Below are 18,682 nucleotides of genomic sequence, written 5' to 3'. Positions count from 1 at the left end.
AGGGCCGGTTTGCGCCGGCCCTTTTCTTTTGGCTGCGCCCGTCATGATGTCTGAGGCCGAATAGGTAATGGGAGTGCAGGGGGTGAGACCCCCTGCGAAGTACACGCCGAAGGCTTTTACCTGGCATCCGCGCGGCACCTTCCGGGCCATCCAGGGCGTTCCTCCTGTCTGCACGGTTGGATGGGAGGAGCACATGCGCGTGCTGGTTCTGGTGAAGGCCACGGCGGAAAGCGAAAGCGGCGCACTGCCGCCTGATGACCTGCTCATCGAGATGGGCAACTTCAACGATGAACTGCTGGACGCCGGAGTTCTGCTGGCGGGCGAGGGGCTGCACCCGTCTTCCGACGGCAAGCGGGTGATGTTCGACGGCACGCAGCGGACGGTGGTCGATGGGCCGTTCGATCCGCCGGAGTCCCTCGTTGCCGGGTTCTGGCTCTGGCAGGTCAAGGACATGGATGAGGCGATCGCGTGGGTGAAGCGTTGCCCGAACCCGATGCGTGAGCGCTCCGAGATCGAGATCCGGCCGCTTTATGAGATCAAGGAACTCGGCGATGCGGTGCCGCCGAAGGTTGCCGAGCAGGAGAGGCGGCAGCGGGAGCGGCTGGCGGAGCGCAAGTGAGTAAAAACGAAAAGGGCCGGAAGAACCGGCCCTTACGCGTCGTATTTCAAGTTTTCAATCAGCAGCGCGGCGCCGGGTTCACCAGCGGGTGGGCAGTCGATTGGGCATCGCGGATGCGGGCGATCATGCCGTCGATCTCGACGCGGCCCTCAGCAATCAGGCGGACCGCTTCCGGGTAGATGCGGTGCTCCTGCTCGAGGATGCGGGCAGCGAGGGTGCCGGCGGTATCGCCTTCCAGCACCGGCACGGCGGCCTGAGCGATGATCGGGCCTTCGTCCAGCTCGGGCCGGACGATGTGAACGGTGCAGCCCGCGATCTTGCAGCCGGCCTCGATGGTGCGCTCATGGGTGTGCAGACCACGGAAGGCGGGCAGGAGCGAGGGGTGGATGTTCAGGATGCGGTCCGGCCAGCGGTTGATGAACTCGGCGGAGAGGACGCGCATGAACCCGGCCAGCACCACCAGCTCGACGTCATGACGGCGAAGCTGGGTGTCCACCGCCACGTCGAACGCCTCGCGGCTGGCAAAGCCGGTGTGCGGCACGACGACGGTGGCAATGCCAGCCTCGCGCGCATATTCAAGGCCGCCTGCCTGCCCCTTGTTGGAGACGACGCAGACGATCTCGGCCGGGAAATCCGGCTTGAGCGAGGCATCCAGCAGCGCCTTGAAGTTGCTGCCCCGCCCGGAGATCAGAACGCCGATGCGGAGCTTGGAGCCGGAATTAGGCATCATGTGAGGCGTCCCACGCGTCCGCATAGCCCCAGTTGCCGGCGGCGGAGGTCACGCGGCAGCCGCGCACGTCGCCCTCAGCGGGTTCGATGCGGCCGATGCGGTGAACGCTCTCGCCCGCTTCGGTAAGGGCGGCGGTGACGGCGTCCACGTTCTCTTCAGCAACGACGATGGCCATGCCGATGCCGCAGTTGAAGGTGCGGACCAGCTCGGCGCCCTCGATGGAGCCGAGGTCACGCAGCCAGCGGAACAGCGGCGGCAGATCCCAGCTGGCGGTGTCGAACACGGCGCGGGTGCCCTTGGGCAGCACGCGCGGCATGTTCTCGGTGATGCCGCCGCCGGTGATGTGGGCCAGCGCCTTGATCTTGCCCGAGCGGACGGTCGGCAGGAGCTGCTTCACATAGATGCGGGTGGGAGCGAGCAGGGCCTCGCCCGCGGTGCGGGAAGAATCGAACGGCGCCGGGGCGGTCAGGTCCACCTTGAAGTCGGTGACGAGGCGGCGGACCAGCGAGTAGCCGTTGGAGTGGACGCCCGAGGAGGACAGGCCGAGGATCACGTCTCCGCTGGCGACGCCTTCGCCGGTGAGCTGCTGACCGCGCTCGACCGCGCCGACGGTGAAACCGGCGAGGTCATAGTCGCCGTCGCCATAGAGGCCCGGCATCTCGGCGGTCTCGCCGCCGATGAGGGCGCACCCGGCGAGGCGGCAGCCTTCGGCGATGCCGGCGACGACGCGGGCGGCAACGCCGGTGTCGAGCTTGCCGGTGGCGAAATAGTCGAGGAAGAACAGGGGCTCTGCGCCCTGAACCACCAGATCGTTCACGCACATGGCAACGAGGTCGATGCCGATGGTGTCATGGCCGTTGGCATCGATGGCGAGCTTGATCTTGGTGCCGACGCCGTCGGTCGAGGAGACCAGCAGCGGATCGTTGTAGCCCGCAGCCTTGGGGTCGAAGAATGCGCCGAAGCCACCGAGATCGCTGTCCGCGCCGGGACGGCGGGTGGCGCGCGCCAGCGGGGCGATGGCACGGACCAGCGCGTTTCCGGCGTCGATGGACACGCCCGCCTGGGCGTAGGTGTAGGGTGTTTTTTCGGACATGACCGGTCTTTCCAAAGCTGAAAGGCGAGATACAGTTGGACGCCTGTTACCAGATTGAACTTGAGAAGCGAAACCTCAGTTGTAAAAGGAACGCATTCCTGTCGAACAAAGTCATTGATTGGTCCTCGTGCGGCTCGTTCCTCTCCTCCTAATCGGCATGCTGTCCTCCGGGACGGTTCGTGCAGCCGACCCGGTCACCGCCGATCCGTTCTCTGTGAAGGGAGTGACGGTGGACGTGGTGGCTGGCGACGCGAACAAGGCCCGCGACGCAGGCTTCCGGCTGGCACAGCGCAAGGCGTGGCGGCAGTTGTGGGCCCGCCTGACGGGTCAGGCGGAGTCGTCCGCGCCAAGTCTGGGCGACGGCGGCATGAACGGTCTGGTGGCCGGCATCAACGTTGAGTCGGAGAATTTCTCCTCGCGGCGATACATCGCACGGCTCAGCGTCGATTTCGAGCCGACCAAGATCCGCTCGTACATCGGCAAGCTGGGACTCGGGCCGCAGGGCCGCAAGTCTCACCCGATTCTCCTGCTGCCGGTGATGAAGGACGGCGGGGCTTGGTCCGGCGTTGATCCGCGCAGCCCGTGGTTCCGGGCGTGGACGACGTTCGCCGACGTACGCACCGCCATCGACTACGTGCGGGTGACCGGAACGCCGAGCGACGGCGTGCTGCTGAGCGCCGCGCGGTCGACCGAGCAGTCTCCGGAGATGATGCGTCTGGCGCTGATGCGCTACGGCGCGGAGGACGTGGCCGTGGCCGAGGCCAGCCTGAACCGCACCTATCCGGGCGGTCCGGTGGAAGGCACGTTCCGCGTTCTGCACGGCCTTGAACGCCGCCTGCTGGGCGAGGCCAAGCTGACGGCCAAATCTCCCGCCGAGGTTCCGGCCATGCTGGCCCAAGCGGTGAGCGCGCTCGATGCGGCCATGAACAAGGCACTGGAGGCAGGCAAGCTGAAGGCGAGCGAGGCGATCAGCGTGGACGAGGTGGCAGCCTCGAGCACGTACGAGCCGGAGCAGACGTTCGGCGTGCAGAGCTTCCGCGGCATCGACGTGCTGGTGGACACGCCCAATGCTCAGGCGTGGTCTGCACTGGAGGCCCAGCTGCGCCGCGTGCCTTCGGTGGCGGGCCTGACGCTGACCGGCCTGTCGCTTGGCGGCACCTCGCAGGTGCGCCTTGATTACGGTTCATCGGTGAACTGGCTGCACTATGACCTCGACCAGATCGGCCTGCGCCTCGTACCGACGGGCGATGGCCGTCTGGTGCTGCGTGCCCGCCGGGCGGGCGACCCGCCGATCCAGATGCCGCAGATCATCGAGGGCGTGGGCGAGGAGGGCGTGGTCTCCTCCGGGCCGGGCGCCCCGGCTCCCGCACCGGGCCAGCAACCTCAGGGCCAGCCGCAACCGGCCCCGCAAGCACAGCCACAAGCCACCCCGCCAGCGCCGGGACAAGTACCCCAGGGTCAGCAACCGCAGGGCCAGCAGCCTCAGGGTCAGGCCCCGAACTCGCTGCTGCCGCCGGGCTTCGGCCAGCGCCCGCCACAGGAGTAATCGGCCCATGGCCTCGTCGCCCCCGCGGTGGATCTGGTTCGCTCTCGGCGTCCTGCTCTTCCTTGCCTTCTTCGTCTCCATCAGCGGCGTTCTGCTGCCGTTCGTGGTGGGCCTTGCCGTGGCCTACCTGCTCGACCCGGTGGCGGACCGCATGGAAGCGCTGAAGATGCCGCGCTGGCTGGCGACGAGCATTGCCATCGTGGCGTTCTTCGGGCTGGTCATCGGCGTGTTCATCGCCATCTCGCCGATGCTGCGGGATCAGGTGGTGGGGTTCGCCAACGCGCTGCCGGGCTACATCGCCAAGGTTCGCCCGCTGATTCTCGGGCTGATCGATGAAGCGGGCGGCACGGAGCGCGCGCAGAACCTGGTAAACCAGTCCAGCGGCAAGCTGATGGAATGGATCGCCGCGCACATGGGGCAGGTGCTGGCCAGCGGTATCGCCCTGTTCAACCTGTTCACGCTCATTCTGATCTCACCGGTGGTGGCCTTCTACCTGCTGCGGGACTGGGACATCGTGGTTGCGCGCATCAGGACCCTGCTGCCGCGCCAGCACCTGCCGACGATCGAGACGCTGCTGCGCGACATGGATTATGCGCTCTCCGGCTTCGTGCGCGGCCAGTTTCTGGTGTGCATGGCGCTGGCCGTGCTCTACGCCTTCGGCTGGAGCCTGCTCGGCCTCAACTATGCGCTGGTGCTCGGCCTGATCGCGGGCCTGCTCGCCTTCGTGCCGCTGGCCGGACCGTTCTTCGCCTCGGCGCTGGCAGTGCTGGTGGCGCTGGGCCAGTTCGGGACGGACTGGGTCAAGGTGGGGCTGGTCTATGTGGTGTTCGTGATCGTTCAGGGCATCGAGGGCAGCATCCTGACCCCGAACCTCATCGGCAACCGGGTGGGTCTGCATCCGGTGTGGGTGATCTTCGCCATCTTCGCAGGCGGCGAGCTGCTGGGCGTCGTCGGCATCTTCCTCGCGGTGCCGGTGGCGGCGGTGGTAGCCGTGCTGTCGCGCTGGCTGATCCAGCGCTACCTGTCCAGCCGCCTCTATGACGACGGCACGACGCCGGTGCCATCGCCCGAAGCGGGCCCTAAGCAGGAGCAGGGGCGATGAAACAGCCGCCGCTGCCGCTGTCCTACCGCAAGGCGACGGGGATCGAGAACTTCGCCGTCTCGCCGTCGAACGAACTGGCCGTTGCGTATCTCGACAACTGGCCGGACTGGCCGAGCCATGCCCTGCTGATCGTGGGGCCGGAGAAGTCAGGCAAGAGCCATCTGGGCGCGATCTTTGCGAGCCGCACCGGGGGGCGGGTGCTTGGCCCCGGCCAGCTGCACAGCCGCCTGCGCCTGCCGACCATGGTGATCGACGCGGTGGGCGAGGGCGTGGACGAGGAAGGGCTGTTCCACCTGATCAACTGGACACGGGAGCAGCAGATCGGCCTCGTGCTGCTGACCCGCCAGCCGGTGCGTCAATGGAACCTGCAGCTGCCGGACCTGATCTCACGCCTGCAGGCGCTGCCGGTGGCGGAGATCAGCCAGCCGGACGAGCCGCTGATGGCGGCGCTGATGGTCAAGCAGTTCCGCGACCGGGGACTGGACGTGCCGCCGGACGTGATCGAGTTCCTGATGCCGCGGCTGGAGCGGGATTACGGGCGCATCAACGCTGTGGTCGAGGCCATCGACCAGACGGCGCTGGAGAAGCGGCGGCCGGTGACGGTGCCGTTCGTGCGGCAGGTGCTGGCGGATATGGCGGATTCGGCCGAGAAGGCGGCCAAAGCGCAGAGCTTGTCATAATTCCTTCGCACGGGCAGAGTAGCTTCTTACCATGCCCATGAATGCCTATCTTGCCGCTGCCCATGCGGATCATCTCCATCCTGTGGACCCCGATCGGTATTTCAATCGGGAGCTGTCCTGGCTCGCCTTCAATTTCCGGGTGCTGGAGCAGGCGCGCATCGAGCGCTATCCGCTGCTGGAGCGGGTGCGGTTCCTCTCGATCTCGGGCAGCAATCTCGATGAGTTCTACATGGTGCGCGTGGCGGGCCTGCGCGGGCAGATGGACGCCGCGGTGCAGACCGTCAGCCAGGACGGGCTGACGCCGGCCCAGCAGCTGGCCGCGATCTCCGACAAGGCCGACGAGCTGATGCGGGCGCAGCAGGCGGTGTGGGGCGAGCTGCGCGAGGCTTTGGCGCAGGGCGGCATCGAGGTGCTGGGCCGTGATGACCTGACGGCCGAAGAGCAGGAGTGGCTCGAGGGACATTTCCTCGCCAAGATCTTCCCGGTGCTGACGCCGCTGGCCATAGACCCGGCGCACCCGTTCCCGTTCATTCCGAACAAGGGCATCTCGCTGGTGCTGGAGCTGCGGCGGCTGGCAGACAGAAGCTTGCTGCACGCCCTGCTGCTGCTGCCCTCCATGCTGCCGCGCTTCATCAGCCTGCCGGGCGAGGGCGTGCGCATCATCAGCCTTGAAAACACCATTCGCCTGTTCCTCGGTCAGCTGTTCCCGGGATACGAGCTGATGGGGCAGGGCGCATTCCGCGTGATCCGCGACAGCGACATCGAGGTGGAGGAAGAGGCGGAAGATCTGGTCCGCTACTTCGAATCGGCCCTGAAACGGCGCAAGCGCGGTCAGGTGATCCGGCTGAAGATCGAGGCGGCGACCCCGCCCGAGCTGAAGCGCATGGTCATTCGCGAGCTGGGCGTGGCGGACCGCGACGCCGTGGAGGTGAACGGCATCCTCGGCATTGCCGATACCGACCAGCTGATCACCGACGAACGGGCGGACCTGAAGTTCGAGCCCTACACGCCGCGTTTCCCGGAGCGTATTCGGGAATACGGCGGGGACTGCTGCGCCGCCATTCGGGCCAAGGACATTCTGGTTCACCACCCGTACGAGAGCTTCGACGTGGTGCTCTCGTTCCTGCGGCAGGCAGCGGCGGACCCGGACGTGGTCGCCATCAAGCAGACGCTCTACCGCGCGGGCAAGAAGAGTCCGATCGTGCGCGCGCTCATCGAGGCGGCCGAGGCGGGCAAGTCCGTGACGGCGGTGGTAGAGCTGAAGGCGCGGTTCGACGAGGAGCAGAACATCCGTTGGGCGACCGAGCTGGAGCGGGCGGGCGCGCAGGTGGTCTATGGGTTCATCGACCTCAAGACCCACGCCAAGCTCTCCATGGTGGTGCGGCGCGAGGGCGCGGACCTGCGGACCTACTGCCACTTCGGCACCGGAAACTACCATCCGGTGACGGCGCGCATCTACACCGATCTGTCCTACTTCACGGCGGACCCGGTGCTGGCGCTGGATGCGGCGCAGGTGTTCAACTACATCACCGGTTACGTGCCGCCCGAGCATCTGGAATGCGTGGCCATGTCTCCCATCGGCATCCGCTCGACACTGATGGCCAACATCGAGAACGAGATTCGGAACGCCAGGGCGGGCAAGCCGGCCCAGATCTGGGTGAAGCTGAACTCGCTGGTGGACCCGGTCATCATCGACAAGCTGTACGAGGCCAGTCAGGCCGGCGTCGAGATCGACATGGTGGTGCGGGGCATCTGCTGTCTGAAGCCCGGCGTGCCGGGGCTTTCGGAGAACATCCGGGTCAAGTCCATCATCGGGCGGTTCCTGGAGCACAGCCGGATCGTGGCGTTCGCCAACGGCGCGGCGCTGCCCTCGCGGCAGGCGAAGGTGTACATCTCGTCGGCCGACTGGATGCCGCGCAACTTCGACCGGCGCGTCGAGGTGCTGGTGCCTATCAAGAATCCCACGGTCCATGCCCAGGTGCTGGATCAGGTGATGGTGGCGAACCTGAAGGACACCGAGCAGTCCTCGTGGCTGCAACCAGACGGGACCTATGTGCGTATGCCCCCCAGAGGCGACTCCTTCAACGTGCACCGCTACTTCATGACCAATCCCTCCATGTCGGGGCGGGGCGCGGCACTGAAGGATCCCGGAGCCATTCCGCGGCTGGTGCTGGACAATAACGGAAGACAAAAAGACGCTGTCGAAGCGCCTTCTGCGGGTTGATTGACGGTTCAGCCGAGCTAAAGTGCGCGGCGTGTACCCTGTGTCCATCCGCCGAGTAGGTTTCATGAATCGCGCCGCAGTGTCGCTTTCCAACGCCCGCCCGCGCGCTGTCCAGCGTCCGATCGACCAGCGTCTGATTGCGATCATCGACATCGGGTCCAACTCGGTCCGGCTCGTCGTCTATCGCGGCGCGGTGCGCGTGCCGCCGACCGTGTTCAACGAGAAGGTGATGTGCGGGCTGGCCAAGGGCCTGGCCACGAGCGGCGCGATGGAAGAGGCGACGATGGAGCAGGCGGTGGATACGCTGCGCCGCTTCGCCATGCTGTGCGCCGACATGCAGGTGGACCAACTGACCGTGGTGGCGACGGCCGCCGTGCGTCAGGCCAGCAACGGGGCGGAGTTCGTCGCTCGGGTGAAGCGCCAGACCGGCCTCGACATTTCCGTGATCAGCGGCGAGCAGGAAGGCTACTTCGCAGCGCTGGGCGTCCTCTCCGCCAAGCCGGAAGCCGACGGGATCGTGGGCGACCTTGGCGGGGGCAGCCTCGAGTTGATTCGCATCGCGAACGGCAAGGTGGGCGAGCGGGTTTCCCTGCCGATGGGCGTGCTGACCCTGCGCAACGGCTCTCCCGGCGCGCCGCCGGCTGAGGCCGTGCAGGCAAAGGTCCGCCGCGCGCTGGAGGGCGTGCCCTGGCTGAAGACCGTCAGGGGGCTGCCGTTCTACACCGTGGGCGGCTCCTGGCGGGCGCTGGCCCATCTGGACATGCATCTCACCAACCATCCGCTCAGCATCATTCACCACTACCAGATGGAGCCTGCCGCGCTCGGCAGACTCGCCAAGGCGCTGAACTCCATGGAGCGCAAGGAACTGAAGCGGGTCAAAAGCCTGACCGAGCGCCGGTTGCCAAACCTTCCCATTGCGATTTCCGTTCTGGAAACGCTGGTTGAACACCTCGACATCCCGATCATCATCAACTCCTCCTATGGCCTGCGCGAAGGCATGTTGCTGGACGCGCTGCCGCCCGCCGTTCAGCGCGAGGACCCGCTGCTGGCAGCCTGCCGCATGGAAGCGGTGCAGGAAGGCCGCTTCCCTGAGCATGGCGAAGCCCTGATGCAGTGGATGAACCCGTTGTTCGAGCACGACGAAACCGCCGAAGACCGCCGCCTGCGGCTGGCCGCCTGCCTGCTGGCGGACGTGGCCTGGCGCGGCCACCCGGACTTCCGGGCGGAACGGGCGCTTGAGGCATCGTTCTTCGGGAACTGGGTTGGCATCGACTACCGCGGCCGGGCCATGATCGGCGCGGCGCTCTATGCCTGTTATGGTGCCTCCATCAATGATCGCTACGGCGCGATGATGCAGCCGCTGGCCAGCTCATCGGATCTGAGCCGTGCCAAGGCGTGGGGTCTGGCGCTGCGCCTTGGTCAGCGCCTGACCGGCGGCACCGCCAAACCGCTGGAGAGCTGCCACCTGATCCGGCGTAGCGGCCAGCTGGTGCTGGCGTTGACGGAAGAATACGCCGGGCTTTACGGCGAAGTGGTGGACCGGCGGCTGGCGAGCCTTGCCAAGCACCTGGGCATGGCACCCTTCTTCGAGATCATTCATTCCTGACAGAAAATTTATTTGCCTCTGACCGGGCAGGGCGGGCGGCCATCCGGCCGGTTCCATGCGCTTTGGCAGTTTTCCGCGCCCTTGCTGCGAACCTTCAGTTTCGCGGGTCTTTGAAATTAACCATCTTTTCCATGCTGCTAAACAACATTTCCGATCGAGGTTTACGGATCAGTCACCATTACCGCTCTATGGACTAGCGTGAATATGTTCCGCCTGAGTCTGGGAGCAGACGATGTTTCTGAATTATCTCAACCGCGTGAAGATCCTCTACAAGATGATCGCACCGCTTTTCCTCAGCGGCGTCGTTGCCGTTGCAGTGACGGTGTTCTCGATCATCAACATGGACAACATCACCGAATCCTACAGCACGATGGTGACGCGTGACGCACGCGCCATTACCTCGGCCGCATTCGCCGACAAGGACCGGGCCGATACCTCTCGGCTCGCCTTCAACCTGATTGCCGACACCAATACCGAGAATGTCCAGAAGATCAGCGATCAGCTTCAGGGCGTGCGCTCGACCTTCATCAAGGACATGGACGAGGCAATCGAGCTGACGACTTCCCAGAGCCACAAGGATGAACTGGCCAAGCTGCGCCAGCGCTACCTGACCGCGTTCGACATTCTGGAAGCCGTCTCGGTTTCCGCACTGAAGAATGACAACGAGACCGCTCTGGCAATCATGTACGAAGAGTTCCAGCCGGAAATGGACTCTCTCACGAAGGACATGAACGCCTTTATTCTCAAGAGCCGTCAGGAGCTGACCGTCTCCCGCGATCAGCTGGCTGCGCAGACCGATAACACCCGTCAGATCATTCTGCTGGTGCTCTCGATCTCGACCATCCTATCCCTGCTGGCTGGTTTCTTCCTGACCCGCAGCGGCGTGACCAAGCCGCTGGCCGCCCTGACCGGCGCAACCCGCCAGCTGGCGGACGGCAATCTGGACACCGAAGTTCCGCTGACCCACCGCGGCGACGAACTGGGCGAGACCGCCCGTGCGCTGCTGGTGCTGCGTGAGAACTCGCTGGCAGCCGAGAAGTTGCGCCAGGAGCAGGAAGAGAACGAGCGCCGCCAGCGCGAGGCCGAAGAGCGCCACCGCGCCGAGGAAGCCGAACGCCAGAAGGCCGAGCGCGAGCGCGAAGCCGCGGAAACCGCCGCCAAGACCGCGCGCGCCAATGCTCTGGACGCGGCCATTGCCGAGTTCGAGACCACGATCAACGTCATCGTGTCCACCTTCACCGATGCTGCCGAGAAGGTCCGCATCAGCTCTGAAGACATGACCCGCACGGCGCACGACAACACCCAGCAGGCCGGTGCGGTTGCCACCGCCGCCGAGCAGGCCGCTGCCAACGTGCAGATGGTTGCTGCTGCCGGTGAAGAGCTGGCCAGCTCGGTAGACGAGATTCGCCGCCAGACCATGCAGGCCAAGACCGTGGCCGACAAGGCCGTGATCGACGCCAAGGAAACCGATGCCAAGGTGCAGGGCCTGGTGGAAGGTGCCCGCCAGATCGGTCAGGTCGTGGACCTCATCAACCAGATTGCCGAGCAGACCAACCTGCTGGCGCTGAACGCCACCATCGAGGCCGCCCGCGCGGGCGATGCCGGCCGCGGCTTCGCGGTCGTCGCCTCGGAAGTGAAGTCTCTGGCCAACCAGACGACGCAGGCCACCAACGACATTGCCGCCCAGATCGCCCTGATCCAGTCGGCAACCGAAGAGTCGGTCAGCGCCATCCGCGCCATTGCCGGCACCATCGGCGAGATCAACGAAATCTCCGTCGGTATCTCCGTCGCCGTCGAGCAGCAGAGCGCCTCGACGCAGGAAATCGCCCGCAACGTGCAGCAGGTGGCTCACGGCACGCAGGAAGTCTCGCGCAACATCGGCGGCATCACCGCCGGCGTCGAGACCACCGGTCACAACGCGCAGGAAGTTCTGGACGCCGCAGGGGCCCTCAGCCAGCAGGCTGACGAGCTGCGCGTACAGGTGAACCGCTTCCTCACCCGCGTTCGGGCCGCGTAACCGCTGCCAACCCGCTTAACCAGCCGTCTTTCCCAGGACGGAGGAACAACGGAAACCCCGGTCAGGCAACTGGCCGGGGTTTTCTGTTTGCGAGCGGGCGCCGTCAGTCCGTCACTGGCTAAAGAAAAAGGCCGCACCCTTCTGCAAGGCGCGGCCCTAAATCTGGAAACTACAGCAGTATCAAAATTTTACGATGGCTCGATAACCTTCAGATCCAGCTTGCCGTCGCGCACGCTGAAGGCGAGGCGGCCCTCGACCATGGCCAGAGCGTCCTTGCCGAAGTGCTCGAAGCGCCAGCCCGAGAGGATACTGAGGCCTTCACGCTGGCCGCCGGCAAGGGCCTCCAGTTCATCGGCCCGGCAGACCAGCTTGGGGGCGATGCTCGACTCCTCGCAGCGGATCTTGAGCAGCAGCTTGAGCAGATCAGCGATGAGCGACGCCTGACGGCCGAGGGCATTCACCCGGTCACGGGCCGGGATCTCTTCCTTGGGCAGCGGCGGGGCATTCTCGAGCACGCCGAGAAGGCGCGCGCCGATGTCGTTCTGACCCCAGCTGGAGGGCAGGCCGCGCACGCGGGTCAGCGCCGTCTGATCGCGGGGCGGGTGCAGGGCGAGATCGGCCAGCGTCTCGTCCTTCACCAGACGGGAGCGCGGCAGATTCTTGGCCTGCGCCTCGCGCTCGCGCCACGCGCCGAGTGCCTTGAGGCGGCCCAGCACCTCGGCGTTGCGGTTCGGCAGCTTCATGCGCCGCCACATCTGGTCGGGATCGATGGTGTAGGTGGCCGGGTCCATCAGGCGGGCCATCTCCTCGTCCAGCCATTCGCCGCGCCCGGTTTCCCTCAGGCGATCGAGCAGCTTGGGGAAAGCCTCGGCCAGATAGGTCACGTCACCCACGGCGTAGTCGAGCTGGCGCTGCTCGAGGGGGCGGCGGCTCCAGTCCGTGAAGCGGGCGCCCTTGTTCAGGTGAACGCCGAGCGTCTGCTCGATCAGCTGCTGGTAACCGACCTGCTCGCCATAGCCCAGCGCCATACCGGCGATCTGGGTGTCGAACAGCGGGGCGGGGATGCGGCCCATGAGGCCGAAGAAGATCTCCATGTCCTGACCACCGGCGTGGACGACCTTCAGCACGTTCTCATTGGTGAGAAGGGTGAACAGCGGCTCCAGCGACAGCTTCGACGATTTGGTGTCGATGATCGCGGCTTCCTCGACACTGGCCACCTGAATCAGGCAGAGGTCGGGATAGTAACTGTTCTCGCGCATGAACTCGGTATCAAGCGCGATAAAAGGCTGATCGGCCAGCCGCACGCACAGCGCCGACAGGTCTTCCGTTGTGGTGACGAGTACATATTCTTTCATGGTGATGCTGTAGCAGCTTGCAGCGCCTTGACAAACGGGGCGTGAAGCTGTGTGTGTCCGCGATCGCATTTTTTTCCGGTTACAACCGAGTTTTTGCCATGCACGCCTATCGCACCCATACCTGCGGAGCCCTCCGCGAAACCAATGTCGGCGAAACCGTCCGCCTGTCGGGCTGGGTCCACCGCAAGCGCGATCACGGCAATCTGCTGTTCATCGACCTGCGGGACCATTATGGCCTGACCCAGATCGTCGTCGACGTCGACTCGGCGGCCTTCAAGAACGCTGAGCATCTCCGCTCCGAATCCGTGATTCGCGTGGATGGCAAGGTGGTCGCCCGCACGGCCGAGACCATCAACGACAACCTGCCCACGGGCCGGATCGAGGTGAAGGCCGAGGTGGTGGAGATTCTCTCCGCCGCCAACGAGTTGCCCATGCCAGTGTTCGGCGACGCCGAGTACCCGGAAGACATCCGCCTGCGCTACCGCTTCCTCGACCTGCGCCGCGACCGCCTGCACAAGAACATCGTGCTGCGCTCTAACGTGATCTCAAGCCTGCGCCGTCGGATGATCGATCGGGGCTTCCAGGAGTTCCAGACGCCGATCCTGACCGCCTCCAGCCCGGAAGGCGCACGCGACTTCCTGGTGCCGAGCCGTCTGCACCCGGGCAAGTTCTACGCGCTGCCGCAGGCGCCGCAGATGTTCAAGCAGCTGCTGATGGTGGCGGGCTTCGACCGCTACTTCCAGATCGCACCCTGCTTCCGCGACGAGGACGCCCGCGCCGACCGTTCCCCGGGCGAGTTCTACCAGCTCGACTTCGAGATGAGCTTCGTGACGCAGGAAGACGTGTTCGCGGCCATCGAGCCGGTGCTGCACGGCGTGTTCGAGGAGTTCGCCAACGGCCGCTCGGTCAGCCCGTATCCGTTCAAGCGCATTCCCTACAAGGAATCGATGCTGAAGTACGGCAACGACAAGCCGGACCTGCGCAACCCGCTCGTCATTCAGGACGTGACCGAGATCTTCCGCGGCTCGGGCTTCGGCATCTTCGCACGCTCCATCGAGACGGGCGCCGTGGTGCGCGCCATTCCGGCTCCAGAGGCAGGCCTGCGTCCGCGCAGCTTCTTTGACGGCACCAACGACTGGGCTCGTCAGGAAGGCTATGCGGGTCTTGGCTACATCAACTTCAAGGACGGCGTGGCCGGCGGTCCGATCGCCAAGAACATCGGCGAGGAGCGGGTTCAGCAACTGGTCGCCCAGCTCGGCCTCGGCCCCAACGACGGCGTATTCTTCGCCTGCGACAAGGAAGCGGGTGCCGCCAAGCTGGCCGGCCTTGCCCGTACCCGCGTCGGCACCGAACTGGGCCTGATCGACCAGAACCGCTTCGAGTTCTGCTGGATCGTGGACTTCCCGATGTTCGAGTACGACGAGCAGGAAAAGAAGGTCATCTTCTCGCACAACCCGTTCTCGATGCCGCAAGGCGAGATGGAAGCGCTGGAGACCAAGAACCCGCTCGACATCCTGGCCTACCAGTACGACATCGTCTGCAACGGCATCGAGCTGTCTTCGGGCGCAATCCGGAACCACAAGCCGGAGATCATGTACAAGGCGTTCGAGATCGCCGGGTACACCAAGGAAGACGTGGACTCCAAGTTCGGCGGCATGATCAACGCCTTCAAGCTGGGCGCACCGCCGCACGGCGGCTCGGCTCCGGGCGTTGACCGTATCGTCATGCTGCTGGCCGACGAGCCCAACATCCGCGAGGTCATCGTGTTCCCGATGAACCAGAAGGCGGAAGACCTGATGATGAATGCGCCATCTGAAGTGGCGCTGCGTCAGCTGCGCGAGCTTTCCATTCGCGTGGTGCTGCCCGAATAAGCCGGGCTGCCTCATCTGCTGAAACGACGAAGCGCCCGGGGGCCGGCCTCCCGGGCGCTTCCGATTCAACGCGACTTATAAAAACAGGCGATAGCGCCCACGGGCAGTCGTTCCGCGAGCTGCCGTGAGCGCGAAGTTGTATATGAACTATTTTTGTTAAATACACGTAAAACAAGATAAACTGAATGCAGGGGATCGCCGGGTGTTGCCCGCCCCGACAGAGCCGCTACATTTCCGTCATGACCGAACTTCTGCTCGCCCTTGATGAAGGCACAACGTCCACCCGCGCGATGGTGTTTGACCTGACGGGCGCAAGTGTTTCCACTGCAACCCGGCCGCTCATCCAGCACTATCCGAAGCCGGGCTGGGTGGAACACAACCCGAAGGAGATCTGGGCGGAGACCCTGTCTGCCGCCCGTGCTGCCATTGCTCAGTTGGGCGGGGCAGGGCACATCAAGGCTCTGGGCATTACCAACCAGCGCGAGACGGTGGTGTTCTGGGACAGGGCTACCGGGGAGCCGGTTGGTCCCGCAATCGTGTGGCAGGACCGGCGCACGGCGGATGAATGCGCTGCGCTGGAGGAAGCCGGACACGGTCCGCTGGTAGCGGAGGCAACCGGCCTGCCGATTGATCCCTACTTTTCCGCAACCAAGCTGGGCTGGGCGCTGAGGCACCGGCCGCAACTGGCGGAGCTGCTGGCTGCCAATCGACTCGCATGCGGAACGGTGGACAGCTACCTGATCTTCCGCCTGACCGGCGGGCTGCACGTGATGGACGCCACCAATGCCGCCCGCACCCAGCTGATGGACCTGCGCACCTGCCAGTGGCGGGAGGACCTTTGCGAACTGTTCGGAGTGCCCCGCGCCATCTTGCCCGAGATTACGGACTGCGCCGCCCCGTTCGGCCACACCCTGCCGGAGCTTCTCGGGCGCGCCATCCCCATCACAGGGGTGGCGGGCGATCAGCAGGCCGCGGCTCTTGGGCAGGCGTGCGTGACACCAGGAGCCATCAAGGCAACCTACGGCACCGGCGCGTTCGTACTGGCCCATGTGGGCGAGGAGCCGCGCCTCTCGCAGAATCGGCTGCTGGGGACGGTGGCGTGGCGTCTTGGCGGCAAGCCGGCCTATGCGCTGGAGGGCAGTATTTTCGTGGCCGGAAGCGCTGTCAAATGGCTGCGCGACCAAGTGGGGCTGGTGATTGAGGCGGGGGAGACAGAAGTGCTGGCTCGCTCGGTTGCGTCTACGGAGGGGGTTTATCTGGTGCCCGCGTTCGTGGGGCTGGGCGCGCCGCACTGGCGGCCCGAGGCGCGGGCCTCGCTGACGGGTCTTACGTTCGGGGCCACACGTGCCCATATAGTGAGGGCCTGCCTGGAGGCGATGAGCTACCAGACCCATGACCTCATGACGGCATTCCGTCAGGACGGCGTGGAGCCGGGCCTCATGCGCATTGATGGCGGCATGGCTGTCAACGACTGGATGGCGCAGGATCTGGCCGACATGCTGGACCTGACTGTGGAACGCCCCCGCGTGACCGAAACGACGGCGCTGGGCGCGGCCATACTGGCGGGCATCGGCGCGGGGCTGCTGAAGGGGCCGGAAGATGCGGTCCGGCTGTGGCAACCTGACCGGTGCTTCGAACCAGCGCTTGCACCTGACGCGCGCTCGTCTAGGTTGGCGGGCTGGCGCGTTGCCGTGGCCCGGACTCTGGGTGACGCGGCACGGGCCGAGCATCGGTTCGAGTAGAAATTTGGGATTTGCATGAGTGCGTTCTGGTCTTTCGCCATATCCGTGGCGGTGCTGTTCTCTTTCGCGCTGATGGTCTTCGGCGTAAGGCTTGCCGTCAAGCAAACGGGCAAGGAACGGCTGCGCGGCATTCTGATGGTGGTGGCCGGTATCGTGCTTCTGGGGAATGTGTACCTATATACAACGGTACCGGAGCTGCCTGAGCGACCTGCCGACGAGGCGGTCAGCGGCGGACCGGCGGCAGAGTAAGACCTCGAGCATCTATTTGACGGTTTGTAAACGGGAAGGGCAGCAGAACAGATGGGCGTTCTCATCAAGGCATTCTTCGCCGCATTGCTGGCCTTCGTGGCCCTGCTGACCGTGGCCGAGATCTACATTCCCGAACTCAGCGAGATGTCCGCGCAGGCCGCGAACAAGTAACTCCTACCCTTCAGAACAGCGGGCAAGTCCGGTCCGGGTGGGGAGAATCTCCCCGCCATGCAAAATATTCGCCCCGGAAACGCCCCGCTTTAAGCCTGGCCGTAAATTTCAGGCTGGCCTTGCGCCAAGCCCTATGATTTGAATGCGCGCCAGACAGACCCACAGTTGTAACCGCAGGCGAGTAACAACCGCAGTGACCAGCTTCGACGACAACCAGACCGCCGCCACCACTGCCAGCGCAGATGTGGCGGGCGAGGCGACCCGCTCTCCGGCACGGCCGGAGCAGCCGAGCGACCGGCGCACGTTCGCGATCATCGCGCACCCGGACGCCGGTAAGACCACGCTGACGGAAAAGCTGCTGCTGTTCGGCGGCGCCATTCGCCTTGCCGGTCAGGTGAAGGCACGCGGCGAACGCCGCCGTGCCCGCTCGGACTGGATGGATATCGAGAAGAACCGCGGCATCTCCGTGACCTCCTCGGTCATGACGTTCGAGCGCGGCGGCATCACCTTCAACCTGCTGGACACGCCGGGTCACGAAGACTTCTCGGAAGATACCTATCGGACCCTGACCGCGGTTGACTCGGCGGTGATGGTGATCGACGCGGCCAAGGGTATCGAGAGCCAGACCCGCAAGCTGCTGGAAGTCTGCCGCATCCGCAACATTCCGATCATCACCTTCGTCAATAAGATCGACCGCGAGGCCAAGAGCCCGTTCGAGCTGCTGGACGAAATTGAGAGCACGCTGGCCCTGGACGTGACGCCGATGAACTGGCCGATCGGCTCCGGCTCGACGTTCCATGGCGTCTTTGACCTGCGCAAGAACGAGTTTCTGACCTCCAGTCATGGCCGCGGCGGCGCCTACGACAAGTACGTGCAGCTGACAGGCACCGATGACGAGACGTTGGACAAGACCATTCCCGCCGACGTGCTGGCCGAGTTCCGCGAAACCGCTGAACTGGCGAGCTCCGCCTATCCGGAGCCGGATCGGGAAGCGTACCTGAACGGTGACCTTACCCCAGTGTTCTTCGGCTCCGCGCTGAAGGACTTCTCGGTCGAGCAGTTGCTGGACGCGATCGGCGCCATGGCTCCGAGCCCGCGCAGCCAGCCCGCCGACACCCGCACGGTGGAAGCCAGCGAACCCAAGGTGACGGGCTTCGTGTTCAAGGTTCAGGCCAACATGGACCCGAACCACCGCGACCGCGTGGCCTTCTTCCGGCTGTGCTCCGGCAAGTTCAAGCGCGGCATGAAGCTGAAGCAGATGGGCACCGGCAAGCAGCTGGCCGTGCACAACCCGATCTTCTTCTTCGCGCAGGACCGCGAACTGGTGGAAGAGGCAATGCCGGGCGACATCATCGGCATTCCCAACCACGGCACGCTGCGCGTGGGTGATACCCTGACCGAGGGCGAGGACCTGCGCTTCACCGGCATTCCCAACTTCGCGCCGGATATCCTGCGCCGCGTGCAGCTGGGCGACCCGCTGCGGGTGAAGGCCATGCGGCAGGCGCTGCAGGATCTGGCGGAAGAGGGCGTCATTCAGGTGTTCCGCCCGTCCATCGGCTCCAACTGGATCGTCGGCGTTGTCGGCGCGCTGCAGCTGGAGGTGCTCGCCTCCCGCGCGCTGGCCGAATACAAGGTCGAGATCAAGTTCGAGGACTCGCCCTATGATGTGGCGCGCTG

General features: G+C 65.2%; 13 protein-coding genes and 1 pseudogene. 11 read left to right on the top strand and 3 right to left on the bottom strand.

Annotation, left to right across the window (positions count from 1 at the left end):
* Positions 1-193 precede the first annotated feature (193 nt).
* Positions 194-535: pseudogene (locus VIG90_RS18545) on the top strand (YciI family protein); the annotation flags it as partial.
* Positions 536-677: 142 nt separating this feature from the next.
* Here the strand turns inward: VIG90_RS18545 and purN are convergent.
* A complete protein-coding gene (gene purN, locus VIG90_RS18540; RefSeq protein WP_331595005.1) occupies positions 678-1,349 on the bottom strand; it encodes a phosphoribosylglycinamide formyltransferase in 672 nt (223 codons plus the stop codon).
* A complete protein-coding gene (gene purM / locus VIG90_RS18535) occupies positions 1,339-2,442 on the bottom strand; it encodes a phosphoribosylformylglycinamidine cyclo-ligase (protein WP_331595004.1) in 1,104 nt (367 codons plus the stop codon). Before purM ends, purN begins: the two co-directional genes overlap by 11 nt.
* Positions 2,443-2,569: 127 nt before the next feature.
* On the opposite strand from purM, the gene VIG90_RS18530 reads away from it, so the two are divergent.
* From VIG90_RS18530 to VIG90_RS18505, 6 genes are all read left to right on the top strand, one after another.
* Entirely contained in the window at positions 2,570-3,988 is a 1,419-nt protein-coding gene (locus tag VIG90_RS18530) for a DUF2066 domain-containing protein (protein ID WP_331595003.1), read from the top strand.
* Positions 3,989-3,995: 7 nt separating this feature from the next.
* Positions 3,996-5,090 carry an AI-2E family transporter gene (locus tag VIG90_RS18525; protein ID WP_331595002.1) on the top strand — a complete coding sequence of 365 codons (1,095 nt, stop codon included), beginning with the start codon at positions 3,996-3,998 and terminating at the stop codon, positions 5,088-5,090.
* Positions 5,087-5,770 (top strand): HdaA/DnaA family protein, encoded by a 684-nt coding sequence (locus tag VIG90_RS18520; protein WP_331595001.1) that lies wholly within the window; start codon positions 5,087-5,089, stop codon positions 5,768-5,770. The genes VIG90_RS18525 and VIG90_RS18520 overlap by 4 nt, the downstream gene beginning before the upstream one ends.
* Positions 5,771-5,807: 37 nt before the next feature.
* Positions 5,808-7,994, top strand: a complete 2,187-nt coding sequence (locus VIG90_RS18515; protein WP_331595007.1) for an RNA degradosome polyphosphate kinase — start codon at positions 5,808-5,810, stop codon at positions 7,992-7,994.
* Between the two features lie 64 nt (positions 7,995-8,058).
* Positions 8,059-9,600, top strand: coding sequence for an exopolyphosphatase (gene ppx, locus VIG90_RS18510; RefSeq protein ID WP_331595000.1), 1,542 nt, complete (start codon positions 8,059-8,061; stop codon positions 9,598-9,600).
* A 232-nt stretch (positions 9,601-9,832) separates the two neighbouring features.
* Entirely contained in the window at positions 9,833-11,617 is a 1,785-nt protein-coding gene (locus VIG90_RS18505; RefSeq protein WP_331594999.1) for a methyl-accepting chemotaxis protein, read from the top strand.
* 188 nt (positions 11,618-11,805) lie between these two features.
* Here VIG90_RS18505 and rnd read toward each other — a convergent pair whose 3' ends face one another.
* Positions 11,806-12,972, bottom strand: coding sequence for a ribonuclease D (gene rnd / locus VIG90_RS18500; RefSeq protein ID WP_331594998.1), 1,167 nt, complete (start codon positions 12,970-12,972; stop codon positions 11,806-11,808).
* A 98-nt stretch (positions 12,973-13,070) separates the two neighbouring features.
* Between rnd and aspS the strand changes: the two genes are divergently transcribed.
* The 4 genes from aspS to VIG90_RS18480 all read left to right on the top strand — a co-directional run.
* Positions 13,071-14,843, top strand: a complete 1,773-nt coding sequence (aspS, locus tag VIG90_RS18495; RefSeq protein ID WP_331594997.1) for an aspartate--tRNA ligase — start codon at positions 13,071-13,073, stop codon at positions 14,841-14,843.
* Between the two features lie 239 nt (positions 14,844-15,082).
* Positions 15,083-16,585, top strand: coding sequence for a glycerol kinase GlpK (gene glpK / locus VIG90_RS18490; RefSeq protein ID WP_331594996.1), 1,503 nt, complete (start codon positions 15,083-15,085; stop codon positions 16,583-16,585).
* 15 nt (positions 16,586-16,600) lie between these two features.
* Complete coding sequence (locus VIG90_RS18485; RefSeq protein WP_331594995.1) at positions 16,601-16,834, top strand: hypothetical protein; 234 nt, start codon at positions 16,601-16,603, stop codon at positions 16,832-16,834.
* A gap of 415 nt (positions 16,835-17,249) precedes the next feature.
* Positions 17,250-18,682 (top strand): peptide chain release factor 3 (locus VIG90_RS18480; RefSeq protein ID WP_331595006.1); only part of this gene is annotated, 1,433 nt, incomplete at its 3' end.

Source organism: Pedomonas sp., assembly GCF_036515995.1.
GTDB lineage: Bacteria > Pseudomonadota > Alphaproteobacteria > Sphingomonadales > Sphingomonadaceae > Pedomonas.
Note: the sequence above shows the minus strand (reverse complement) of the source record. Positions and strands in the feature narration are given on the sequence as shown.